The 20,560-nt window shown below is 62.7% G+C and carries 15 protein-coding genes and 2 pseudogenes; 12 read left to right on the top strand and 5 right to left on the bottom strand.

The features are described 5' to 3' along the window. The first annotated feature begins 33 nt into the window (after nucleotides 1–33). The 12 genes and pseudogenes from BLT66_RS20950 to BLT66_RS20900 all read left to right on the top strand — a co-directional run bounded on the left by BLT66_RS20950 (nucleotide 34) and on the right by BLT66_RS20900 (nucleotide 15,118). Nucleotides 34–1,848: an extracellular solute-binding protein gene (locus tag BLT66_RS20950; protein ID WP_092760839.1), complete on the top strand. Its 1,815-nt coding sequence runs from the start codon at nucleotides 34–36 to the stop codon at nucleotides 1,846–1,848. 3 nt (nucleotides 1,849–1,851) lie between these two features. Further along, on the top strand, nucleotides 1,852–2,883 hold the full coding sequence (locus BLT66_RS20945) for a microcin C ABC transporter permease YejB (protein WP_092760837.1): 1,032 nt from the start codon (nucleotides 1,852–1,854) through the stop codon (nucleotides 2,881–2,883). Continuing rightward, nucleotides 2,876–3,955, top strand: coding sequence for an ABC transporter permease (locus BLT66_RS20940; RefSeq protein ID WP_255407026.1), 1,080 nt, complete (start codon nucleotides 2,876–2,878; stop codon nucleotides 3,953–3,955). The genes BLT66_RS20945 and BLT66_RS20940 overlap by 8 nt, the downstream gene beginning before the upstream one ends. Continuing rightward, nucleotides 3,952–5,529, top strand: coding sequence for an ABC transporter ATP-binding protein (locus BLT66_RS20935; RefSeq protein ID WP_092760833.1), 1,578 nt, complete (start codon nucleotides 3,952–3,954; stop codon nucleotides 5,527–5,529). Before BLT66_RS20940 ends, BLT66_RS20935 begins: the two co-directional genes overlap by 4 nt. 262 nt (nucleotides 5,530–5,791) lie before the next feature. Next, entirely contained in the window at nucleotides 5,792–6,382 is a 591-nt protein-coding gene (rimP, locus tag BLT66_RS20930; RefSeq protein WP_092760831.1) for a ribosome maturation factor RimP, read from the top strand. A 78-nt stretch (nucleotides 6,383–6,460) separates the two neighbouring features. Then, nucleotides 6,461–7,966, top strand: coding sequence for a transcription termination factor NusA (gene nusA, locus BLT66_RS20925; protein WP_092760829.1), 1,506 nt, complete (start codon nucleotides 6,461–6,463; stop codon nucleotides 7,964–7,966). Between the two features lie 24 nt (nucleotides 7,967–7,990). After that, a pseudogene (locus tag BLT66_RS27470) lies at nucleotides 7,991–8,294 on the top strand (translation initiation factor IF-2 associated domain-containing protein); the annotation flags it as partial. 314 nt (nucleotides 8,295–8,608) lie between these two features. Beyond that, nucleotides 8,609–10,933, top strand: a pseudogene (gene infB, locus BLT66_RS20920) (translation initiation factor IF-2); the annotation flags it as partial. After that, nucleotides 10,933–11,304 (top strand): 30S ribosome-binding factor RbfA, encoded by a 372-nt coding sequence (gene rbfA / locus BLT66_RS20915; protein ID WP_092760825.1) that lies wholly within the window; start codon nucleotides 10,933–10,935, stop codon nucleotides 11,302–11,304. The pseudogene infB and the gene rbfA, both read left to right, overlap by 1 nt. A 5-nt stretch (nucleotides 11,305–11,309) precedes the next feature. Further along, nucleotides 11,310–12,284 carry a tRNA pseudouridine(55) synthase TruB gene (gene truB / locus BLT66_RS20910; RefSeq protein ID WP_092760823.1) on the top strand — a complete coding sequence of 325 codons (975 nt, stop codon included), beginning with the start codon at nucleotides 11,310–11,312 and terminating at the stop codon, nucleotides 12,282–12,284. A 12-nt stretch (nucleotides 12,285–12,296) separates the two neighbouring features. After that, a complete protein-coding gene (gene typA / locus BLT66_RS20905) occupies nucleotides 12,297–14,120 on the top strand; it encodes a translational GTPase TypA (protein ID WP_092760821.1) in 1,824 nt (607 codons plus the stop codon). Nucleotides 14,121–14,224: 104 nt separating this feature from the next. Then, nucleotides 14,225–15,118, top strand: coding sequence for a DMT family transporter (locus BLT66_RS20900; RefSeq protein ID WP_092760819.1), 894 nt, complete (start codon nucleotides 14,225–14,227; stop codon nucleotides 15,116–15,118). Nucleotides 15,119–15,126: 8 nt separating this feature from the next. Here the strand turns inward: BLT66_RS20900 and BLT66_RS20895 are convergent, their stop codons facing one another. From BLT66_RS20895 to BLT66_RS20875, 5 genes are all read right to left on the bottom strand, one after another. Continuing rightward, the gene (locus BLT66_RS20895) at nucleotides 15,127–15,642 is read right to left on the bottom strand and encodes a hypothetical protein (RefSeq protein ID WP_092760817.1); all 516 of its coding nucleotides are present in this window, start codon (nucleotides 15,640–15,642) and stop codon (nucleotides 15,127–15,129) included. A 116-nt stretch (nucleotides 15,643–15,758) separates the two neighbouring features. Beyond that, nucleotides 15,759–17,303, bottom strand: a complete 1,545-nt coding sequence (gene malQ / locus BLT66_RS20890; protein WP_092760815.1) for a 4-alpha-glucanotransferase — start codon at nucleotides 17,301–17,303, stop codon at nucleotides 15,759–15,761. Between the two features lie 28 nt (nucleotides 17,304–17,331). Next, nucleotides 17,332–19,029 carry an alpha-amylase family glycosyl hydrolase gene (locus BLT66_RS20885; RefSeq protein WP_092760814.1) on the bottom strand — a complete coding sequence of 566 codons (1,698 nt, stop codon included), beginning with the start codon at nucleotides 19,027–19,029 and terminating at the stop codon, nucleotides 17,332–17,334. Between the two features lie 80 nt (nucleotides 19,030–19,109). Then, on the bottom strand, nucleotides 19,110–20,030 hold the full coding sequence (locus BLT66_RS20880) for a DMT family transporter (RefSeq protein WP_092760812.1): 921 nt from the start codon (nucleotides 20,028–20,030) through the stop codon (nucleotides 19,110–19,112). Then, nucleotides 20,027–20,536, bottom strand: a complete 510-nt coding sequence (locus BLT66_RS20875; protein ID WP_092760810.1) for a methylated-DNA--[protein]-cysteine S-methyltransferase — start codon at nucleotides 20,534–20,536, stop codon at nucleotides 20,027–20,029. The genes BLT66_RS20880 and BLT66_RS20875 overlap by 4 nt, the downstream gene beginning before the upstream one ends. Between the last annotated feature and the right edge of the window lie 24 nt (nucleotides 20,537–20,560).

Here is a 20,560-nt window from a genome sequence, read left to right as displayed (position 1 = left end):
TTGGTCTCCAGAAAAGTATTGCAGAATTGTCGCATGCGATTTTTACTGGCTCTGGGGGGGATGTTGTGCGCTGCATCGGTTGCGGCTGCGCCCGGCTATGCCTTGTGGGGCGAGCTGAAATACGCGCCAGGCTTTACGCATTTTGACTACGTCAACCCCGATGCGCCCAAGGGCGGCGAGCTGCGCCTGGTCAGCAATCTGCGCACTTCCACCTTCGACAAATACAATCCCTTCACCATCAAAGGCAGTGCCCCTGCCTATCTGGGCGACATGCTGTTCGACTCGCTGCTGGCTGGGTCGATGGACGAAAACGGCGCAGGCTACGGCCTGCTGGCCGAGGATGTGGCAGTCGCCGCCGATGGCCTGAGCGCCACCTTCGTGCTGCGCCGCGAGGCCCGCTTCCACAATGGTGATCCGGTGCTGGCCTCCGATCTGAAATTCGTCTTCGACACCTTGATGGGCCCTTACACCTCGCCCGCCTACAAAACGGTGCTGGAAGATGTGGCCGGCATCGACGTGCTGGACGCCCGCACCGTGCGCTACCGCTTCAAGAAGGCAAACCGCGAGCTGCCGCTGACGGTAGGTGGCCTGCCGGTGTTCAGCCATAAATGGGGCATGGAGAATGGCAAGGCCAAGCGCTTCGACGAGGTGGTGATGGATATCCCCATCGGCAGCGGCCCCTACCGCATCGGCCCGGTCAATTTCGGCAAGGACATCACCTATGTGCGCGACCCGAACTACTGGGCGCGTGACCTGAACGTGAAGCGCGGCACCGAGAACTTCGACCGCATCACCGTCAAGATCTACAAGGACAGCACGGCCCGTCTCGAGGCGCTGAAGGCCGGCGAGTTCGACCTGATGCGCTTCTTCTCTGCCGCTGACTGGGCGCGCCGCGTCACCGGCAAGCGCTTCGACACCGGCGAGCTGGTCAAAGGCGAATTCCAGCACCGGCTGCCATCGGGTTTCCAGAGCTACGTGATCAACCTGCGCCGCGACAAGTTCCAGGACGCGCGGGTGCGCGAGGCGCTGGGCCTGGCGATGGACTACGAGTGGATGAACCGGCAGATGTTCTATGGCGCCTACCAGCGCGTGGTGGGTTTGTTCGGCAACACCGACTGCCAGGCTACCGGCCTGCCCAGCCCGCAGGAGCTGGCCCTGATGGAGCCGCTGCGCAAGAACATTCCGGCGGCCGCCTTCGGCCCCATGGCGCTGCCGCCGCGCACGGATGGAGACTCGTCGCTGCGTGCCAATCTGCGCCGTGCCCAGGCCTTGCTGCAGCAGGCCGGCTGGACGGTGCGCGACGGCGCGCTGCGCAATGCCAAGGGCGAGCCCATGGTGATCGAATACCTGGATAGCAACGAGAGCGGTGCCCGCGTGGTCAGCCCCTGGGCGCGCAACCTGGAGAAGCTGGGCATCCAGCTGAACTACCGGCCGGTGGACTTTGCGCTGTACCAGCAGCGGCTGAGCAAGTTTGAGTTCGAGATCATGTCCATCAACTACCCGGGCACCAACAGCCCGGGCCAGGAGTTTGCCGATATGTTTGGCAGCAAGGCGGCGGATGTGGAGGATTCTGGCAACTACACCGGCCTGAAGAACCCGGCGGTAGACACCTTGATCGCGCGCATGACGGCCGCCAAGACCAAGGACGAGCTGCTGCCCGCCTGCCGCGCGCTGGAGCGCGTCATCAGCCACAGCCACATCCTGATTCCGCAGTGGACGGCCAGTACCCACCGCATGGCCTACAACGCCTGGCGCCTGGCCCGGCCGGCCCAGGTGCCGCCGTATTCCCCCGGCGAAGGCTGGGCCATCCACACCTGGTGGGCGCAGCCTGCCCGTACGAGCAAATAAACCATGCTGGCCTATATCCTGAAACGCCTGCTGCTGATGGTGCCGACCTTGCTGGGCGTGCTGCTCATCACCTTTGTGGTGGTGCAGTTTGTGCCCGGTGGGCCGGTAGAGCAATACATGGCCGAGGCCAAGGCGGGCGCGGGCGCCAGTGGGGCGGAGGGCGGTGGTTTCAGTTACCGCGGTGCGCAGGGCGTGGACCCCAAGCGCGTCGAGCAGATCAAGGCGCTGTACGGTTTCGACAAGCCTGCCCATGAGCGCTTCTTCCAGATGCTGGGGCAGTTTGCGCGCTTCGACCTGGGCAAGAGCTTTTTCCAGAACAAGGCGGTGTCGCAGCTGGTGCGGGAGAAGCTGCCGGTGTCCATCAGCCTGGGCCTGTGGACCTTTTTTCTCAGCTACCTGATCGCCGTGCCGCTAGGTGTCGCCAAGGCGGTGCGGGCCGGCTCCACGTTTGATTTGGTCACCACCTTGCTGGTGCTGGTGGGCTATGCGATACCCGGCTTTGTGCTGGGTGTGGTGCTGCTGGTGGTGTTTGGCGGGCAGTTGCAGTGGTTTCCGCTGCGCGGGCTCACCTCTAGCAATTTTGACGAGCTGAGCTGGGGCGCGAAGATCGTCGACTACCTCTGGCACATCGCGCTGCCCATCACCGCCATGGTGCTGGGTAGCTTTGCTGTCACCGCCATCCTGACCAAGAACGCGTTCCTGGAGGAAATCCGCAAGCAGTATGTGCTGACGGCCCGCGCCAAAGGCCTATCTGAGCGGCAGGTGCTGTGGAAGCACGTGTTTCGCAATGCGCTGATCCCCATCGTCACGGGCTTTCCGGCGGCCTTTATCGGCGCTTTCTTCACCGGCTCGCTGCTGATCGAAACCCTGTTTTCGCTCGACGGCCTGGGCTTGCTGAGCTACGAGAGCGTGATCCGCCGCGACTATCCGGTAGTGCTGGGCACGCTGTACCTGTTTACCTTGATCGGCTTGGTCACCAAGCTGATTTCCGATCTCTGCTACGTCTGGGTGGACCCACGTGTCAAGTTTGACTAACGCCCCCGGCGCATCTATCTCGCCCAGCCCGGGCCGCCGCGCCTGGCAGCGCTTCAAGCGCAACCGCCTCGGTTACTGGAGCCTGGTGATCTTTTGCGTGCTGGTGGTCCTGAGCCTGCTGGCCGAGGTGCTGAGCAACGACCGCCCTCTGGTATTGCGCTACAACGGGCAGACCTATTTCCCACTGGTCAAGGACTATTCGGAAAAGACCTTTGGCGGTGACTTCGAAACCGCGACCGACTACCTCGACCCCTTCATCCAGGCACAGCTGGCCAAGGACGGCAACTGGGCGATCTATCCGCCGAACCCCTACGGTCCCAAGACGCTGAACTACTTTGCCAAGTACCCGAATCCGTCCGGTCCGTCGCGCGACAACCTGTTGGGCACCGACGACCGCGGCCGCGATCTGTTGGCGCAGCTGGTGTACGGGTTTCGGGTCAGTGTGCTGTTTGCGCTGGCGCTGACCGCGGTGGGCACGGTGCTGGGCATTTTGACCGGGGCGGTGCAGGGTTTTTTCGGCGGCAAGATCGACTTGGCGTTCCAGCGCTTCATCGAAATCTGGGGCTCCATGCCCGAGCTGTATCTGCTGATCATCTTCAGCGCCATCTTTGCGCCTAGCATCAGCTTGCTGCTGGTCTTGCTCAGCCTGTTCGGCTGGATGGGACTCAGCGACTATGTGCGCGCCGAGTTTCTGCGCAACCGGCAGATGGATTACGTCAAGGCTGCGCGCGCCCTGGGCGTGGGCAATGCGCAAATCATCTGGCGCCACATCCTGCCCAACAGCCTGACGCCGGTGGTCACCTTCTTGCCGTTCCGCATGAGCGCGGCGATCCTGGCGCTGACTTCGCTGGACTTTTTAGGCCTGGGCGTGCCACCGGGCACGCCGTCGCTGGGCGAGCTGCTGAGCCAGGGCAAGGCAAATATCGACGCCTGGTGGATTTCGTTGTCCACTTTCGCGGTGCTGGCCATCACGCTGCTGCTGCTGACCTTTATGGGCGATGCTTTGCGTGATGCCCTTGATCCGCGCAAAGTGGATCAACTTCCATCCAGCCCACGGAAGGTGCAGGCATGAGTTTGCTCGACGTACAGGGTTTGACGGTCGGCTTCGGCGGCAAGCCGGTGGTGGATGGCATCAGCTTCCACATCCAGCCGGGCGAGAAGTTTGCGCTGGTAGGGGAGTCGGGCTCGGGCAAGACCATCTCGGCGCTCAGCCTGCTGCGCCTGGTGGCCGATGCGCAGACCACCGGCAAAGCCTTGTTCGGCGGGCAGGACTTGCTGGCGCTGACCGAGCACAGCCTGCGCGGCATCCGCGGCCAGGACATCGCGATGATCTTCCAGGAGCCGATGACGGCGCTGAACCCGCTGTTCACCATTGGCCGGCAGATCGCCGAGGTTTTTGAGCTAAAACAGGGTTTGACGCAGCAACAGTCTGCGCAGGCAGCTATTGAAATAATAGCGAGCACCGGCATCACCGAGCCCGCACGCCGCGCCAACAGCTATCCGCACCAGCTGAGCGGCGGCCAGCGCCAGCGCGCCATGATCGCCATGGCCCTGGCTTGCAAGCCCAAGCTGCTGCTGGCCGACGAGCCCACCACCGCGCTGGACGTGACGGTGCGCAGCCAGATCTTGGCCCTGCTGTCTGATCTGCAGCGCCAGCACGGCATGGCGGTACTGCTGATCACGCACGACCTGCACCTGGTGCGCCGCTTTGCCGACCGCGTAGCGGTGATGGAAAACGGCTGCATTGTCGAAACCGGCCCGGTGGCCACGGTATTCGGCGATCCGCGGCACGCCTATACCCGCAAGCTGATCGACAGCAAACCGGTGCGCGATGTGGTGGCCGAGCACACCGATGCACCCTTGCTGCAGGCCCAGGGCTTGCGGGTGGCCTACCCGACGGCGCAGCCCGGCATCAAGGGCTGGTTCCAGAAAAGCGAGTTCGTGGCCCTGCAAGACGCCAGTTTTTCGATTCCCCCCGGCCAGACCCTGGGCGTGGTGGGCGAGTCGGGCTCGGGCAAATCCACGCTGGCCCTGGCGGTGCTGGACCTGCAAGCCTATACCGGCGCGGTGCAGCTGGGCGGCCAGACCTGGAGCCGGGACAGTGCCAGAAACAAATCCCTGCGCGCAGCGGTGCAGGTAGTGTTCCAGGACCCGTTTTCCTCGCTGTCGCCGCGCATGACGGTGGAAGAGATCGTTGGCGAAGGCCTGCTGGTGCATGCGCCGCAGCATGGCCCGGCCGAGCGCCAGCGCCAGGTAATCCAGGCGCTGCTGGATGTCGGTATGTCGGAGCAGCAGTTTCCCGGCCTGCTGCAGCGCTATCCGCATGCTTTTTCGGGCGGCCAGCGCCAGCGGCTGGCAATTGCCCGGGCGCTGATCGTGCAACCACAGCTGCTGGTGCTGGACGAGCCGACCAGCGCGCTGGATGTAACAATTCAGAAGCAGGTTTTGCAGCTTTTACAGCGCCTGCAGCGCGAGCGTGGCCTGGCCTATCTGCTGATCACCCACGACATGGAGGTGGTCCGTGCCATGGCCCACCAGGTGCTGGTGGTGCAAAACGGCGAGATCGTGGAATCCGGCCCGGTGCATGCCGTGCTGGACGCGCCCCAGCATGCCTATACCCGCACTTTGGTCTCTGCCAGTGCGTGAAGCGCGCCGTCTCTCGGCCGCAACACCGCGATGTTTCCAGGCCGGGTGCGTTTTGCGTCCTGCTTTGGGCTAAATCGTCAAGCCGTCACCGTAAAAGCCCTTACAAATCAGTGCAATAAGCCCATTTCTGGGCTAGAATAAGAGCTCACGACCAAACGGGCGGGTAATTACCGCCCGTTTTTTTTGGTCGATTGTTTTTAACACGCTCTAAAAGTGGCTGTTTTTCAGGCTTTTGGGGCAATTGCACACTCTCATATCACACGTGGCGTTACAAGAAATCGTTGAACAAACCGTAACCGGATTCGGTTATGACCTCGTAGAGATCGACCGCTCTGCCGGTGGTTTGCTGCGCATCACGATCGACCACCCTTGGGTCGCAGGTACTCCTGAGCAATTCATCAACGTCGAAGACTGCGAAAAAGTCACCCGCCAGCTGCAGTTTGCCCTGGAAGTGGACGGCGTGGAATACAAGCGGCTGGAAGTGTCATCGCCGGGCATCGATCGCCCGTTGCGGAACAAGAATGATTTTGAGCGTTTTGTCGGTTACGTCATTGACGTGAACCTCAAGGTAGCCATTGGCGGCGCGGCAGAAGGCAAGGTCAACGCCAATCGTAAGAAATTTCGCGGCACGCTGGAAGCGGTTGCTGCTGTGGGTGATGCAGCGCCTAGCTGGCAGATCGTCTGGAGCGATGAGCCCGAGGCCAAGCCCGGTGTGCGCGTCAGCAAGAAGCGTGTTCCAGCACCCTTGCAGGCCATGGGTTTCACCTTGGATGAGATCCGCGATGCGCGGCTGGCCCCTATCGTTAGTTTCAATGGTCGCAACGCAAAAGACACGGGTGTTGCGCAAGAGTGATGGTCCGGCGTGATGGCTGCGTAAGCACAGTCCGGCGGGTTTGATTTTTTTGGTTTAAGTGTTCAGGAGATTCGTGACATGAATCGCGAAATGTTGATGTTGGTAGATGCCATTTCACGTGAGAAGAACGTGGAGCGGGATGTCGTATTTGGCGCCGTGGAATCGGCTTTGGCGCAAGCCACCAAGAAGCTGTACCAGGGCGAAGTGGATATCCGCGTCGCTTTGGACCGCGATAGCGGCAACTACGAAACCTTCCGCCGTTGGCTGGTGGTGCCAGACTCTGCCGGTTTGCAAAACCCCGAGGCAGAAGAGCTGGTGTCGGACGTGCGCGACGATATTCCTGACATCGAAGAAGGCGACTACATCGAAAAGCCGATCGAGTCCCTGCCGATCGGCCGGATTGGCGCGATGGCCGCCAAGCAGGTCATTCTGCAAAAGATCCGTGACGCTGAACGCGAAATGCTGCTGAACGACTTCATGAGCCGTGGCGACAAGATTTTTGTCGGCACCGTCAAGCGCATGGACAAGGGTGACATCATTGTCGAAAGCGGCCGTGTCGAAGGCCGCCTGCGCCGCAACGAGATGATCCCCAAGGAAAATCTGCGTACCGGTGACCGCGTCCGCGCCATGATCATGGAAGTGGACCTGACCCTGCGTGGCGCACCCATCATCCTGTCGCGCAGCTCGCCTGCCTACATGGTTGAGCTGTTCCGCCAGGAAGTGCCGGAAATCGAACAAGGCCTGTTGGAGATCAAATCCTGCGCCCGTGACCCCGGTTCGCGCGCCAAGATCGCCGTGCTGTCGCACGACAAGCGCGTCGATCCTATCGGCACCTGCGTCGGCGTGCGTGGCACCCGTGTCAACGGCGTAACCAACGAGCTGGCCGGCGAACGTGTCGACATCGTGCTGTGGAGCGAAGACCCTGCCCAGTTCGTGATTGGCGCCCTGGCCCCGGCCAACGTCAGCTCGATCGTGGTGGACGAAGAGCGCCACGCGATGGATGTGGTGGTGGATGAAGAAAACCTGGCGATCGCGATCGGCCGTGGCGGACAAAATGTGCGCCTGGCCGCCGAATTGACCGGCTGGAAGATCAACATCATGGACGCCGCCGAGTCGGCCCAGAAGCAGGCCACCGAGACCGATTCCAGCCGCAAGCTGTTCATGGAAAAGCTCGATGTTGACGAAGAAATGGCCGACATCCTGATCCACGAAGGCTTCACCAGCCTGGAAGAAATCGCCTACGTGCCGCTGCAGGAAATGTTGGAAATCGAAAGCTTCGATGAGGAAACCGTCCACGAGCTGCGTTCGCGTGCCAAAGACGTGCTGCTGACCATGGAAATTGCCCTGGAAGAAGACGCCGAAGCGGCCGAGCCGGTCTCGCAAGACCTGAACGACCTCGAAGGTCTGACCCCTGAATTGATCGCCAAGCTCCAAGCCGGCGGCATCCACACACGCGACGATCTGGCCGACTTGGCCGGTGATGAGCTCTCCGAAATTACCGGCCAGTCTGAGGACGAGGCCACGACCTTGATCATGAAAGCGCGCGCACATTGGTTTACCAATGACGCCGCTTCTCAAGAGTAATGGTCATGAAAGGTCACACAATACATGTCCACTACTACCGTCGCCGAGTTTGCTGCTGAACTCAAAAAATCCCCTGACACCCTGCTGGAACAACTCCGGGGTGCCGGTGTTGCCAAAGCTGCCGTGTCTGACGTTCTGAGCGAGTCCGACAAGCAGCGTTTGCTGGGCTATCTGCAGGCCAGCCATGGCACAGCCACGCTGGAGCGCAAGAAGATCACTCTGGTGAAGAAATCTACCAGCGAGATCAAGCAAGCCGACTCCACCGGCCGTGCCCGCACCATCCAGGTGGAAGTGCGCAAGAAGCGTACTTTCATCAAGCGCGAAGACGAGCTGGATGTGCCCGCCGAAGCCGTTGCGGCCCCCGAGCTGGAAGTCGAAGCACCGGTCAGCAATGCCGCGGAAGAGGCCGAATTGGCCCGCCGTGAAGAAGAAGCCCGCCGCCAGGTCGAGCTGATGCGCCGCCAGGAAGAAGAACTGATCGAAAAGCGCCGCCAGCGCGAAGAACAGGAAACCCGCGACCGCGTAGCTGCTGAAAAAGCTGCTGCCGCGAGCGAAGCTGCTGCACGCGCCCAGGCCGAGCAACAGAAAACCGCCATACCTGCGCCTCCGCTGTCCGCCGTGGGGCAAAACATCAACGCCGCGGCCGACGCCGCTGCGCTGGCGAAGACCCAGGCCGAGGCGGCTGCCGCACAAGCCAAGGCGCAAGCCGATGCCGATGCCCGCGCCAAAGTCGCTGCCGAGTCCAAGGCCCGTGCCGACGAAGAAACCGCCCGTGTGGTGGACTTGGGCGATCGCCGCCGCAAGGCCGAAGCCGAGGCTGCTGCCATCCGTTTGATGATGTCCACGCCCAAGAAGGTGTTGGTCGCCAAGAAGCCTGAAGAACCCAAGCCTGTCGCCAAGCCCGCCGTGGCCGATGCCGCCAAGGCCGGCATGAAGGGCACGCTGCACAAGCCTGCAGCGGGCACCGCACCTGCCAAGCCAGCAGCCAACGCACCTGCTGCGCCAGGCGCAGGCACGGGCAAGGAAGTCAAGTCCGCCAAGCTGTCCAGCAGCTGGGCCGATCCGGCCAAGAAGAAGCCGCTGCCTACACGTGGCGACTCCAGTGGCGGCGTGGGCCGTGGCAACTGGCGTGGTGGTCCGCGTGGCCGCCGTGGCAGCAATGACCGCGACCAGCGTGACGACAATATGTCGCAAGCACCGGTGGAAGCGCGCACGATTGAAGTGCACGTGCCAGAAACCATCACCGTGGCCGAACTGGCCCACAAGATGGCGGTCAAGGCCTCCGAGGTGATCAAGCACCTGATGAAGCTGGGCCAGATGGTTTCCATCAACCAGCCGCTGGACCAAGATACGGCCATGATCGTGGTCGAGGAAATGGGCCACAAGGCCGTGGTTGCTGCGCTGGACGATCCAGAAGCATTTACCGCCGAAGAAGTGCAACAGCAAGAATCGGAGTCGCTGCCGCGTGCTCCTGTGGTAACCGTCATGGGCCACGTCGACCACGGTAAAACCTCGCTGCTGGATTACATCCGCCGCGCCAAGGTGGCCTCCGGTGAAGCCGGCGGCATTACCCAGCACATCGGTGCCTACCATGTGGAAACCGCGCGCGGCGTGGTGTCCTTCCTGGATACCCCGGGCCACGAAGCGTTTACCGCCATGCGTGCCCGTGGTGCGCAAGCGACCGACATCGTGATTCTGGTGGTGGCTGCCGATGACGGCGTGATGCCGCAAACCAAAGAAGCCATCAAGCATGCAAAAGCGGCGGGTGTGCCCATCGTGGTGGCGATCAACAAGATCGACAAGCCCGATTCGAACCCCGAGCGCGTGAAGAACGAGCTGGTGATCGAAGACGTGATCCCCGAAGACTTCGGTGGTAGCTCGCCTTTCGTCTCCGTGTCGGCCAAAACCGGCCAGGGTATCGACGAGCTGCTGGAACAAGTGCTGCTGCAGGCCGAAGTGCTGGAACTGAAGGCACCGGTCGACGCCATGGCCAAGGGCCTGGTGATCGAAGCGCGTCTGGACAAGGGCAAGGGCCCGGTAGCCACCGTGCTGGTGCAGTCGGGTACTTTGAAGACCGGTGACATCGTGCTGGCAGGTTCTACCTACGGCCGCGTGCGCGCCATGCTGGACGAGAACGGCAAGCCGTCCAAGTCCGCTGGTCCGTCGATCCCGGTGGAAATCCAGGGTCTAACCGAAGTGCCGCAAGCCGGTGATGAATTCATGGTCTTGCTCGACGAACGTCGGGCCCGTGAAATCGCCACCTACCGTGCCGGCAAGTTCCGCAACACCAAGCTGGCCAAGCTGCAAGCCGCCAAGCTGGAAACCATGTTCACCGACATCACGGCGGGCGAGGTCAAGATGTTGCCGATCATCGTCAAGGCCGACGTGCAGGGTTCGCAAGAGGCTTTGGCCCAGTCGCTGCTCAAGCTGTCGACCGACGAAGTCAAGGTGCAAATGGTCTACGCCGCTGTGGGCGGGATCAGCGAGTCCGACGTCAATCTGGCGATCGCCTCCAAGGCCATCGTGATCGGTTTCAACGTGCGTGCCGATGCCGGTGCGCGTAAGCTGGCCGAGAACAATGCTGTCGACCTGAAGTACTACAACATCATTTACGACGCCGTCGATGAGTTGAAGGCTGCCATGGCTGGCATGCTGGCTCCCGAGCAACGCGAAGAAGTCATCGGTATGGCCGAGATCCGCACCGTGTTCGTTGCGTCCAAGATTGGTACGGTGGCCGGTTGTATGGTTACCAACGGTTCTGTCAACCGCAGTGCCCGCTTCCGCCTGCTGCGCGAAAACATCGTCATCTACACCGGTGAAATTGATTCGCTCAAGCGCGTCAAGGACGATGTACGCGAAGTGCGCGAAGGCTTCGAGTGCGGTATCAAGCTCAAGAACTACAACGACATCGCCGTGGGTGACCAGTTGGAATTCTTTGAGATCAAAGAAATCGCCCGTACCCTGTAATGGTCAAACGCAAAGCCGCTGCGCCGAATCGCAGCCTCAAAGTCGCCGACCAGATCCAACGGGATCTGACCGAGCTGATCGCCCGCGAGTTGAAAGACCCGCGGGTGGGCATGGTCACGATCCAGGCGGTGGAGGTCACGCCCGACTATGCGCACGCCAAGGTGTTCTTCAGCGTGCTGACGGGCAACCCGGACGAATGCACCGAGGGTTTGAACCAGGCCGCAGGCTTTCTGCGTGCTGGCTTGTTCAAGCGCTTGCACATCCATACCGTGCCGACTTTGCACTTTCACTTTGACCGGACCACCGAGAAAGCCTCCGACATGAACGCGCTGATTGCGCGGGCGGTGGCATCCCGGGCCAAGGAAGACTGAGCACCATGACCGCAACGCCACGTGTACGGGTTGCCAGGCGCCCCGTGCACGGGGTGCTGCTGCTGGACAAGCCTCTGGGCCTGTCGAGCAACGACGCGCTGCAAAAAGTGAAATGGCTGCTGCGTGGCGAGAAGGCTGGCCATACCGGCACGCTGGACCCTCTGGCCACCGGTGTGCTGCCCTTGTGTTTTGGGGCTGCCACCAAGTTCAGCCAGCTGCATTTGGATGCTGACAAAACCTATCTGGCCGTGGCCCGGTTGGGCGTCAAGACCAGTACCGGCGATGCCGAGGGCGATGTAGTTGAGACCCGGCCGGTGGCGGTGACGCAGTCGCAGATTGATACGGTGGTGCGGCGCTTTACTGGCCCAATCCAGCAGGTGCCGCCGATGTACAGCGCCTTGAAGCGCGACGGCAAGGCTTTGTACGAGTACGCACGTGAAGGCATAGAGATTGAGCGGCCTGCACGTGATGTGGAGATTTTTCAGCTGGAAGTGGCTTTGGCAGAGGCGGAATCTGCGCATGAAGCTATAAAAATAATAGCTAAGTGCAGCAAGGGAACCTATATCCGCACGCTGGGCGAAGACATAGGCGAAGCCTTGGGTTGCGGTGCGCATTTGACGGCTTTGCGCCGGATTGCGACCGGCGACTTTGTGATTGGCCAGTGTGTGAGTCTGGCGGCACTCGAGGCCATGACCGAAGACGAGCGGCTGGCGTGCCTGCTGCCGGTGGATGCGCTGCTGCCGCAACACCGGCATGTCACGCTGGATACGGAGAATGCAGGGCGGTTCCTCAGCGGTGTGCGACGCCGGGGTGACTGGCCAGACGCTGCCCATGTGGCGGTCTACAGCGATAACCCACCGGCTTTGCTGGGCACGGCCCAGGTGAAGAGCGGTGAATTGATACCAGGGCGACTGCTAAGCCCGCTGGATATTGGCCAGATTTTGGCCCAGGCGCAAAAAGCAGAGAGCCAACCGATTTAGGAGTAGAGAAATATGAGCATTAAACAAATCCGTAATATCGCCATCATCGCCCACGTCGATCATGGCAAGACCACCATGGTCGACCAGCTGCTGCGCCAGTCCGGTACCTTTGCCGAACACGAAAAAGTGGTCGACACGGTGATGGACAACAACGCCATCGAAAAAGAACGTGGCATCACGATTCTGGCCAAGAACTGTGCCGTGACCTGGGAAGGCACGCACATCAACATCGTCGACACCCCCGGTCACGCCGACTTCGGCGGTGAAGTGGAACGTGCACTAAGCATGGTCGACGGCGTGGTGCTGCTGATCGATGCGCAAGAAGGCCCTATGCCGCAAACCCGCTTCGTGACCAAGAAGGCCTTGGCCCTGGGTCTGAAGCCGATTCTGGTGGTGAACAAGGTGGACAAGCCCGGTGCACGTCCCGACTTCGTGGTCAACGCCGCTTTCGATTTGTTCGACAAGCTGGGCGCGACCGATGAACAGCTGGACTTCCCCGTGGTGTACGCCTCCGGCATCAACGGCTGGTCGTCGCTGGAAGAAGGCGCGCAGGGTGAACAGTGGGGCCCCGACATGTCGGCCCTGTTCAACACCGTGCTCAAGCACGTGCCAGCCCAAAAGGGCGACCCCGAAGCGCCGCTGCAGTTGCAGATTTCGGCACTCGACTTCTCGTCCTTTGTCGGCCGTATCGGCGTGGGCCGCATCAGCCAGGGCACGATCAAGCCCATGATGGACGTGGTGGTCATGGAAGGCCCGGACGGCAAGCCCGTCAAAGGCCGTATCAACCAGGTCCTGACCTTCCAAGGTCTGGAACGCGTGCAGGCCGCTGAAGCCGGCCCAGGCGAAATCGTGCTGATCAACGGTATCGGCGACATCGGTATCGGCGTGACCATTACCGACCCGACCAACCCCGCACCGCTGCCGATGCTGAAGGTTGACGAGCCCACCCTGACCATGAACTTCTGCGTCAACACCAGCCCGCTGGCTGGCCGCGAAGGCAAGTACGTGACCAGCCGCCAGATCTGGGACCGCCTGCAAAAAGAGCTGCAACACAACGTGGCTTTGCGCGTCAAGGAAACCGACGAAGAAGGTATCTTCGAAGTCATGGGCCGCGGCGAACTGCACTTGACCATCCTGCTGGAAAACATGCGCCGTGAAGGCTATGAGCTGGCCGTGTCCAAGCCCCGCGTGGTGATGAAGGAAGTCAACGGCGAGAAGTACGAACCTATCGAGCTGGTGACCGCCGACATCGAAGACGCACACCAAGGTGGCGTGATGCAAGCCCTGGGCGAGCGCAAGGGCGAGCTGGTGAACATGGAGCCGGACGGCCGTGGCCGCGTCCGCCTCGAATACCGCATCCCGGCCCGTGGCCTGATCGGTTTCACCAACGAATTCCTGAACTTGACCCGAGGTTCCGGTCTGATCTCCAACATCTTCGACACCTACGAGGCGCACAAGGGCGACATCGGTGGCCGCAAGAATGGTGTGCTGATCTCCATGGACGCTGGTGAAATCTTCACCTACGCGCTGGGCAAGCTGGACGATCGCGGCCGCATGTTCGTGCGCGCCAACGACCCGGTGTACGAAGGCATGATTGTCGGTATCCACAGCCGCGACAACGATCTGGTGGTCAACGCCACGCGTACCAAGCAGCTGACCAACTTCCGCGTGTCCGGCAAGGAAGACGCGATCAAGATCACGCCACCGATCGACTGCACGCTGGAATACGGCGTCGAGTTCATCGAGGACGACGAGCTGGTGGAAATCACGCCGAAGTCGATCCGTCTGCGCAAGCGCTACCTCACTGAGAGCGAACGCAAGCGCGCTGGCCGTTAATCGGTAGCCGCGTCCACCATTAGGTGGATGACTGGCCGCTGAAACCCCGGACGCTTTGCGGCGTGCCGGGGTTTTTCTTTGCATGCCTGGTTGACAATCTACCTATGAAGTTATCTCACACGCGCGCTGTTTTTATGATGGTGGTGGTTACGCTGATGTGGTCCATCGCGGGTGTTACCACCCGGCATCTGGAGTCGGCGCACAGCTTTGAAATCACCTTCTGGCGCAGCGCTTTCACCGTGCTGTCCTTGCTGGTGATCCTGCCGCTGCTGCAAGGCCGCGTGGTGTTCACCAAGATCCGCCAGGGTGGCTCGGCGCTGTGGATGTCGGGCGTGTGCTGGTCGGTGATGTTCACCGCTTTCATGGTGGCGCTGAGCATGAGCCCGGTGGCCAATGTGCTGGTGACCATGGCCCTGGGCCCCTTGTTCACCGCCTTGCTGGCGCGCATCTTCATCGGCCACCGGCTGCCCTTGCGCACCTGGGTGGCGATAGCGGTGGCCGGCGTGGGCATTGCCACCATGTACGGCACCCAGCTGAGCCTGGCCGGCGACTCCGGCCAGTGGGTCGGCAGCCTGGTAGCACTGTGCGTGCCGATTGCCGGTGCGGTCAACTGGACCGTGGTGCAGCGCAGCCACGCCAAGGGCCAGGATGTGGACCTGGTGCCTTCGGTGCTGGTCGGCGCGATCCTGTCGACGGCGCTGACCTTGCCGCTGGCCTTGCCGTTCCAGGCCACGGCGCGTGACGTTGGCCTGCTGGCCATGCTGGGCGCGGTGCAGTTGGCGATTCCCTGCGTGCTGTCGGTGTGGTGTGCGCGCGTGCTGAAGGCGCCCGAAGTGTCTTTGCTGGCGCTGCTGGAGGTGCTGTTCGGCATCGTCCTGGTGTGGCTGGGCGCGGGCGAGGCGCCGGCCAAGTCGGTGCTGCTGGGTGGCTCGCTGGTGCTGGGCGCCTTGGTGGCGAACGAGCTGCTGGGTTGGTGGCAGCGTAAAAGCCTGGTTTAACTATCTGCTCAGCGCAGGCTGGTGCGCTGGCGTTCGACCGCGGCCTGTTCGCGTTCCACGTCTTCGCGCATGGCGCGCACTTCGGCCAGCGCCTTGTGAAAACCGTGCACCGCGCGGTCGATTTCCTGTGGCGGTGCCTCGTCTAGCTGGTGGTGGCTGGAGCTGACAAATTCCTGCGCCTGGTTGGCAATCTCGCCGGCCAGGTCGGCCTTGGTGTCGGCTATCTGCTGCGACTGCTGCATATCGATGTCGCCAAAAGAATCGGCAAACAAACCCAGCAAACCATAGGCTCGGCTGAGCTCGGCCGCCAGGCGCTGCGCGTGTTCGGCTTCGCGTTGCACGGCGCTGGCGGCGGCCACGGCTTCATGTACTTCTTGCTGCCGCAGCAACAGCGCCGTGGCGGTTTGCGCATCGCGGGCGGCTCCGGCGGCGCGGCGTGCAACATAGGCTGCCATCGCGGCCAGCGCCAAGCACAGCAGGCAGATGAGCGTGGCGGCCAGGGAGAAAACTTCGGCAGTGGTCATAGCGTCCTGGGGTAAAACTTCAAGCCAAATAGGCCGCCAGCGCATATTCCACCTGCGCTAGCTGCTATAAAAAGTACAGTAACGCTGGCATTGTGCCCCAGATTGCCGGCTCCACGCTACGGCTTGTTCTTGCCTTCCGGGTAGGCGGGCAAGGGCAGGCGTTCGAAGCCGGTGCGGCGGGCCGCGGCGGTGATGCGGACCAGGGTTTCTGCAGCCGCAGCATTGACCCAATCCCACTTGAAACGCCAGGTCCAGCAACCCACCGTGCCCGGGGTGTTCATGCGGTGGCTGCCGTCCAGACCCAGCACGTCCTGGAACTGGCAGATCGCATGGTTGGCCACCGACTGGGCGCAGGCGCGGATCATCGCCCAATGCACATCGCTGCCATCGGTGTGCAGGTACTCGCCGGCATAGGCGCGTTCGCGCTCGGTGCAATCGGCCCACCAGCCCTGGATGGTGTCGTTGTCGTGCGTACCGCTGTAGACCACGGTGTCGCGCTCATAGTTGTGCGGCAGGAAGTTGTTGCCCGCGTCGTCAGAGAACGCGAACTGCAGAATCCGCATGCCCGGGAAGCCGGCCCGGGTGCGCAGCGCCACCACTTCGTCGGTGATCACACCCAGGTCTTCGGCAATGATGGGCAGCTTGCCCAAGGCGGCTTCGATGGCAGCGAACAGGTCGTAGTCCGGCCCGGGCATCCAGCGGCCTTTGACGGCGGTCGGTTCGCTGGCCGGGATTTCCCAGTAGCCGACAAAGCCGCGGAAATGGTCGATGCGCACCACGTCGGCCAGGCTCAGCTGGCGCTTCACGCGCTCTATCCACCAGCTGTAACCGTCGGCCTTCATGGCGGCCCAGTTGTACAGCGGGTTGCCCCAGCGCTGGCCGGTTTCCGAGAAGAAGTCGGGCGGCACGCCGGCGATCACGTTCGGGTTACCGCTGGCGTCCAGCTCGTACAGGTCGGGCCGCGACCAGCAGTCGCTGGAGTGGTGGGCGATGAAGATCGGCAGGTCGCCGACCATGTGTACATTTTTCTGGTTGGCGTAGGCCTTGAGCTGCTTCCACTGCACATCAAACTGCCACTGCACAAAGCCCCAGAAGCCGATTTCTGCCGCATGCTCGGCACGCGCCGCGGTCAAAGCCGCCGGTTCGCGTTGCGCCAGGGCCGTAGGCCATTCGGGCCAGAGCGCCGGGCTGTGCGCCTGGTCCAGTGCCATGAACAGGGTGTAGTCGGCGACCCAGCTGCTTTCTGCCAGCAGCCAGGCCTCAAAGGCCTGCTGGTCGGCCGCAGTGGCATGCTGCTGGAACCCGGCAAAAGCCTCACGCAGTTTCTGCAAGCGCCAGGGCACGACCTGGCTGAAGTCGATCTTTTCGTCGTTGAACTGGGCTGCCAGCGCGCCTTTAGCGATCCAGCCGCGCTCGACCAGCGGCTCGAACGCCACCAGCAGCGGATTGCCGGCAAATGCCGAGCTACCCATATACGGCGAGTCGCCCGGACCGATCGGCCCGAGCGGCAGGGTCTGCCATAGCGACTGGCCGGCGGTGTGCAGCCAGTCGACAAAGTAATACGCGTTCGGCCCGAAGTCGCCGCAGCCGTGCGGGCCGGGCAGGGAAGTGGGGTGGAGCAAGACGCCCGCGCTGCGTTGGTTCAGAAGGTCGGAAGCCATGGTCGGTCCCAAAAATGTGGATGGAATATCAGGCGGCGAACCAGCTGAAGCCTTTGGGTGGCAGGGTAAGCACTCCTTGGGCCAGGTCGTGCGTGCCGTAGACCAAGCGCCAGCTGCTGCCACCCGGCACAGGCACATTCACCGTGTCGGTCGACAGGTTCTGCACCACCAGCACCCGCTGTTCGGCCGTGCCGCGCACATAGGCGAGGATGCGGTCGTCCAGGCCGGCGAGCGGTTGGAAGTTGCCGCCGGCCAGGGCCGGGTGTGCCCGGCGTACCGCCAGCATGGCGCGCACGCCGGCATGGGTGCGGGCCGGCAGGCTGGCCGGGTCGGCCAGGGCGGCATCGACGGCCGACCAATCGACGGCGCCGCGCACCCGGTAGCGGGCGTCTTGGTAGCCGGTCAGGGCTTCCTGTTCGCGCTGGAACTTGTCGTCGTTGGGTTTGGCGAACTCGTCGCCATAGAACACCACGGGCGTGCCCAGCAGGGTGAAGCTGATGCTGAAGGCCAGCTGCAACGCCGCCGGGTCGTGGCGGAACAGGTCGACCAGGCGCGAGGCAATGCCTTCGCCCTGGCGGAAGTCCCACTCGGGCTGCAGGCAGTAGGCGGCGTGGATGGCTTTGCGCTCGGCCGGCGTCACCATCTCCAGGGTCAGCTCGTCGTGGCAGCGCAGGAAGGAGAACCAGCCGCAGTCGGCCGGAATCTCCGGTGTGAAGGCGGTCGACAAGGTCTCGAAAATCGGTTTCGCCGAGCCCCGGGCCAGCGCCAGGTAGATGCGCGGCATCACCGGGAAATGGTAGGCCGCCTGGCATTCATCACTGTCGCCAAAATAGGTGACCACCTCGGCCGGCGGCTGGCACGCCTCGGCCAGCAGGATGGTGCCGGGGCGCACGGCATCCAGCACCGCGCGGAAGAACTTGACGATGGTGTGCGTGCCCGGTAGGTTCTCGCAGATCGTGCCTTCTTCCTTCCACAGATAGGGAATTGCATCGGCGCGGAAGCCATCCACACCCTGCGCCACCCAGAACAGCAGAACCCGGCACATGGCCAGCAGCACCTCCGGGTTGCGGTAGTTCAGGTCCGGCTGCGAGTCGAAGAAGCGATGAAAAAAGTAGGTGCCGGGCTCTTCCGGTAGCGGATGCCAATTGCTCGGCATCATGCCTTTGAAGATGATGCGTGCCTCTTTGTACTTCTCGGTCGTGTCGCTCCAGATGAAGTAGTCGCGGTAGGGGTTGTCCGGGCCTTTGCGGGCTTCCTGGAACCACTGGTGCTGGTCCGAACAGTGGTTCATGGCCACGTCGAATATCACCCGGATGCCGCGGCGGTGCGCTTCGGCCAGAAAGCTGGCGAAAGTGGCTTGGGATGCGGCATCGCTGCCACCCACCAGTTCGCTGCGGATAAGGCGATAGTCGCTGATGTCGAAGCCCGCGTCGCGCATCGGCGAATCGAGTATCGGCAGCAACCACAGGCAGGTCACGCCCAGGTCTTGCAGATAGCCCAGACGCGCGCTCAGGCCCTTGAAATCCTGGTTGAACAGGTCGACGTACAGCGAATACACCACCACTTCCTTGAACCAGGTGGCTGGCGGCGGCGGGCTGGCGGCCTGGGCGGCGGCTTGCAGCTCGGCGAAGAACGGCTCCAGCTTATTTACGGGCTGGTCGGGGTAGAGCTGCTGCCAGAGTTGCTGCAGCTTGAGGTGCATTTTTTCGGGGGATACGGCGGGCATCGTGGTTTCTCCAAAGCGCTTTGAAGGCGCGGCGGAGCGGATTGTACGGTGGGTACAGCGCCGGGGAATACGGGTTCCTCCTAGGAAGCGGATTTGCGTGTTGGCAAGCGCAACAAGCCGGTGGCCAGCGCCGTACCGAAGACCACCACCAGGCCGCAGCCCAGCATCCAGGGGGTCAGTGTTTCGCCCAGGAACACCGCGCCGTAGAACAAGGCGAACACCGGCACCACAAAGGTCACGGTCAGCGTCTTGGCTGGGCCCACATTGCTGATCAGCCGGAAGAACAGGATGTAGGCCAGCCCGGTGCAGACCACGCCCAGCACCACCACCGCCAGCCAGGCGTGTCCGCTAGGCCACTGCGCCGGCCAGAGCCACAGGGCCGGAAGCGCCAGACCCAACGTCGCGCCGATCTGGCTGCCGGTGGCTGTGACCATGGGCGGCACCTGCATCAGAAAGCGCTTGGTGTAGCTGCCGCTGATGCCGTAGCAGATCGATGCCAGCAGGCAGGCCAGCACCGCCCAGCCGGGGGCGATGCCGTTGGCGTCGGGCTTGAAGCTGGCTTTGTCCCAGGCCAGCAAGGCCACACCGACAAAGCCGATCACCAGGCCCAGGCTGCGCGAGGCGTTGGGCCGGTCGTTCAGCCAGGCCCAGGCGATCAGCGCGCCAAACAGCGGCACGGTGGCGTTCAAGATGGCCGACAAGCCGGTGGTGATGGACAGCAGCGCAAACGAAAACAGCGCGAACGGAATGCCTGAATTCAGCATGCCGATCAGTAGCACCGGCTTCCAGTGCCGGCGCAGGTCGGGCAGCAGGCCGCGCAACCAGATCAGCGGCAGCAGCGACAGCGCGGCCACCAGCACGCGCACGGCGGCGGTGGGCACGGCGCCAAATTCCAGCACCGTAATCCGCATGAACAGAAAGGATGCGCCCCAGATCGCCGCCAGCGCGGCGAAGTCCAGCAGCCAGGGTTTGGCTTTGGCTGTGGCGGGCACGGCGCTCACAGCAGCAACGCCTGGCGCGTGGCTTCGCGCTGCAGCAGCGCGGTCTTGCGCTCCAGCCCACCCGCGTAGCCGGTGAGTGAGCCGTCCGAGCCCAGCACCCGGTGGCAGGGCACGATGACGCTGACCGGGTTGCGCCCAACCGCGCCAGCTACCGCCCGCACCGCGCTGGGTCGGCCCAGGCCGTGGCTCAGCGCGCCGTAGGTGGTGGTGGCGCCGCTGGGAATCCGCAGCAGCGCCTGCCAAACGGCTTGCTGGAAGGCGGTGCCGCCGCGCAGGTCCAGCGGCACCTGGAAGTCCGCCATGTCGCCGCCGAAATAGGCCAGCATCGCTGCCTCGGTTTGGCGCAGCACCGGGTGTGTGGGTTCCGTTGGCCAATGCGCGATGTCGGGCAGATGCTTCTGGGCGTCGAACCACAGGCCGCACAGGCCTACGTCGGTGGCGGCAGCCAGCATGCTGCCCAGCGGAGTGTCAAAGCGGGTCTGTACCGCGGTGTCAGAGAACTTCATAAAAATTATGGCATTAGCGCAGGT

Source organism: Rhodoferax sp. OV413, from assembly GCF_900104385.1.
GTDB lineage: Bacteria > Pseudomonadota > Gammaproteobacteria > Burkholderiales > Burkholderiaceae_C > Rhodoferax_B.
The sequence above is the reverse complement of the archived record's forward strand: the minus strand, read 5'-3'. Positions and strand labels throughout refer to the sequence as shown.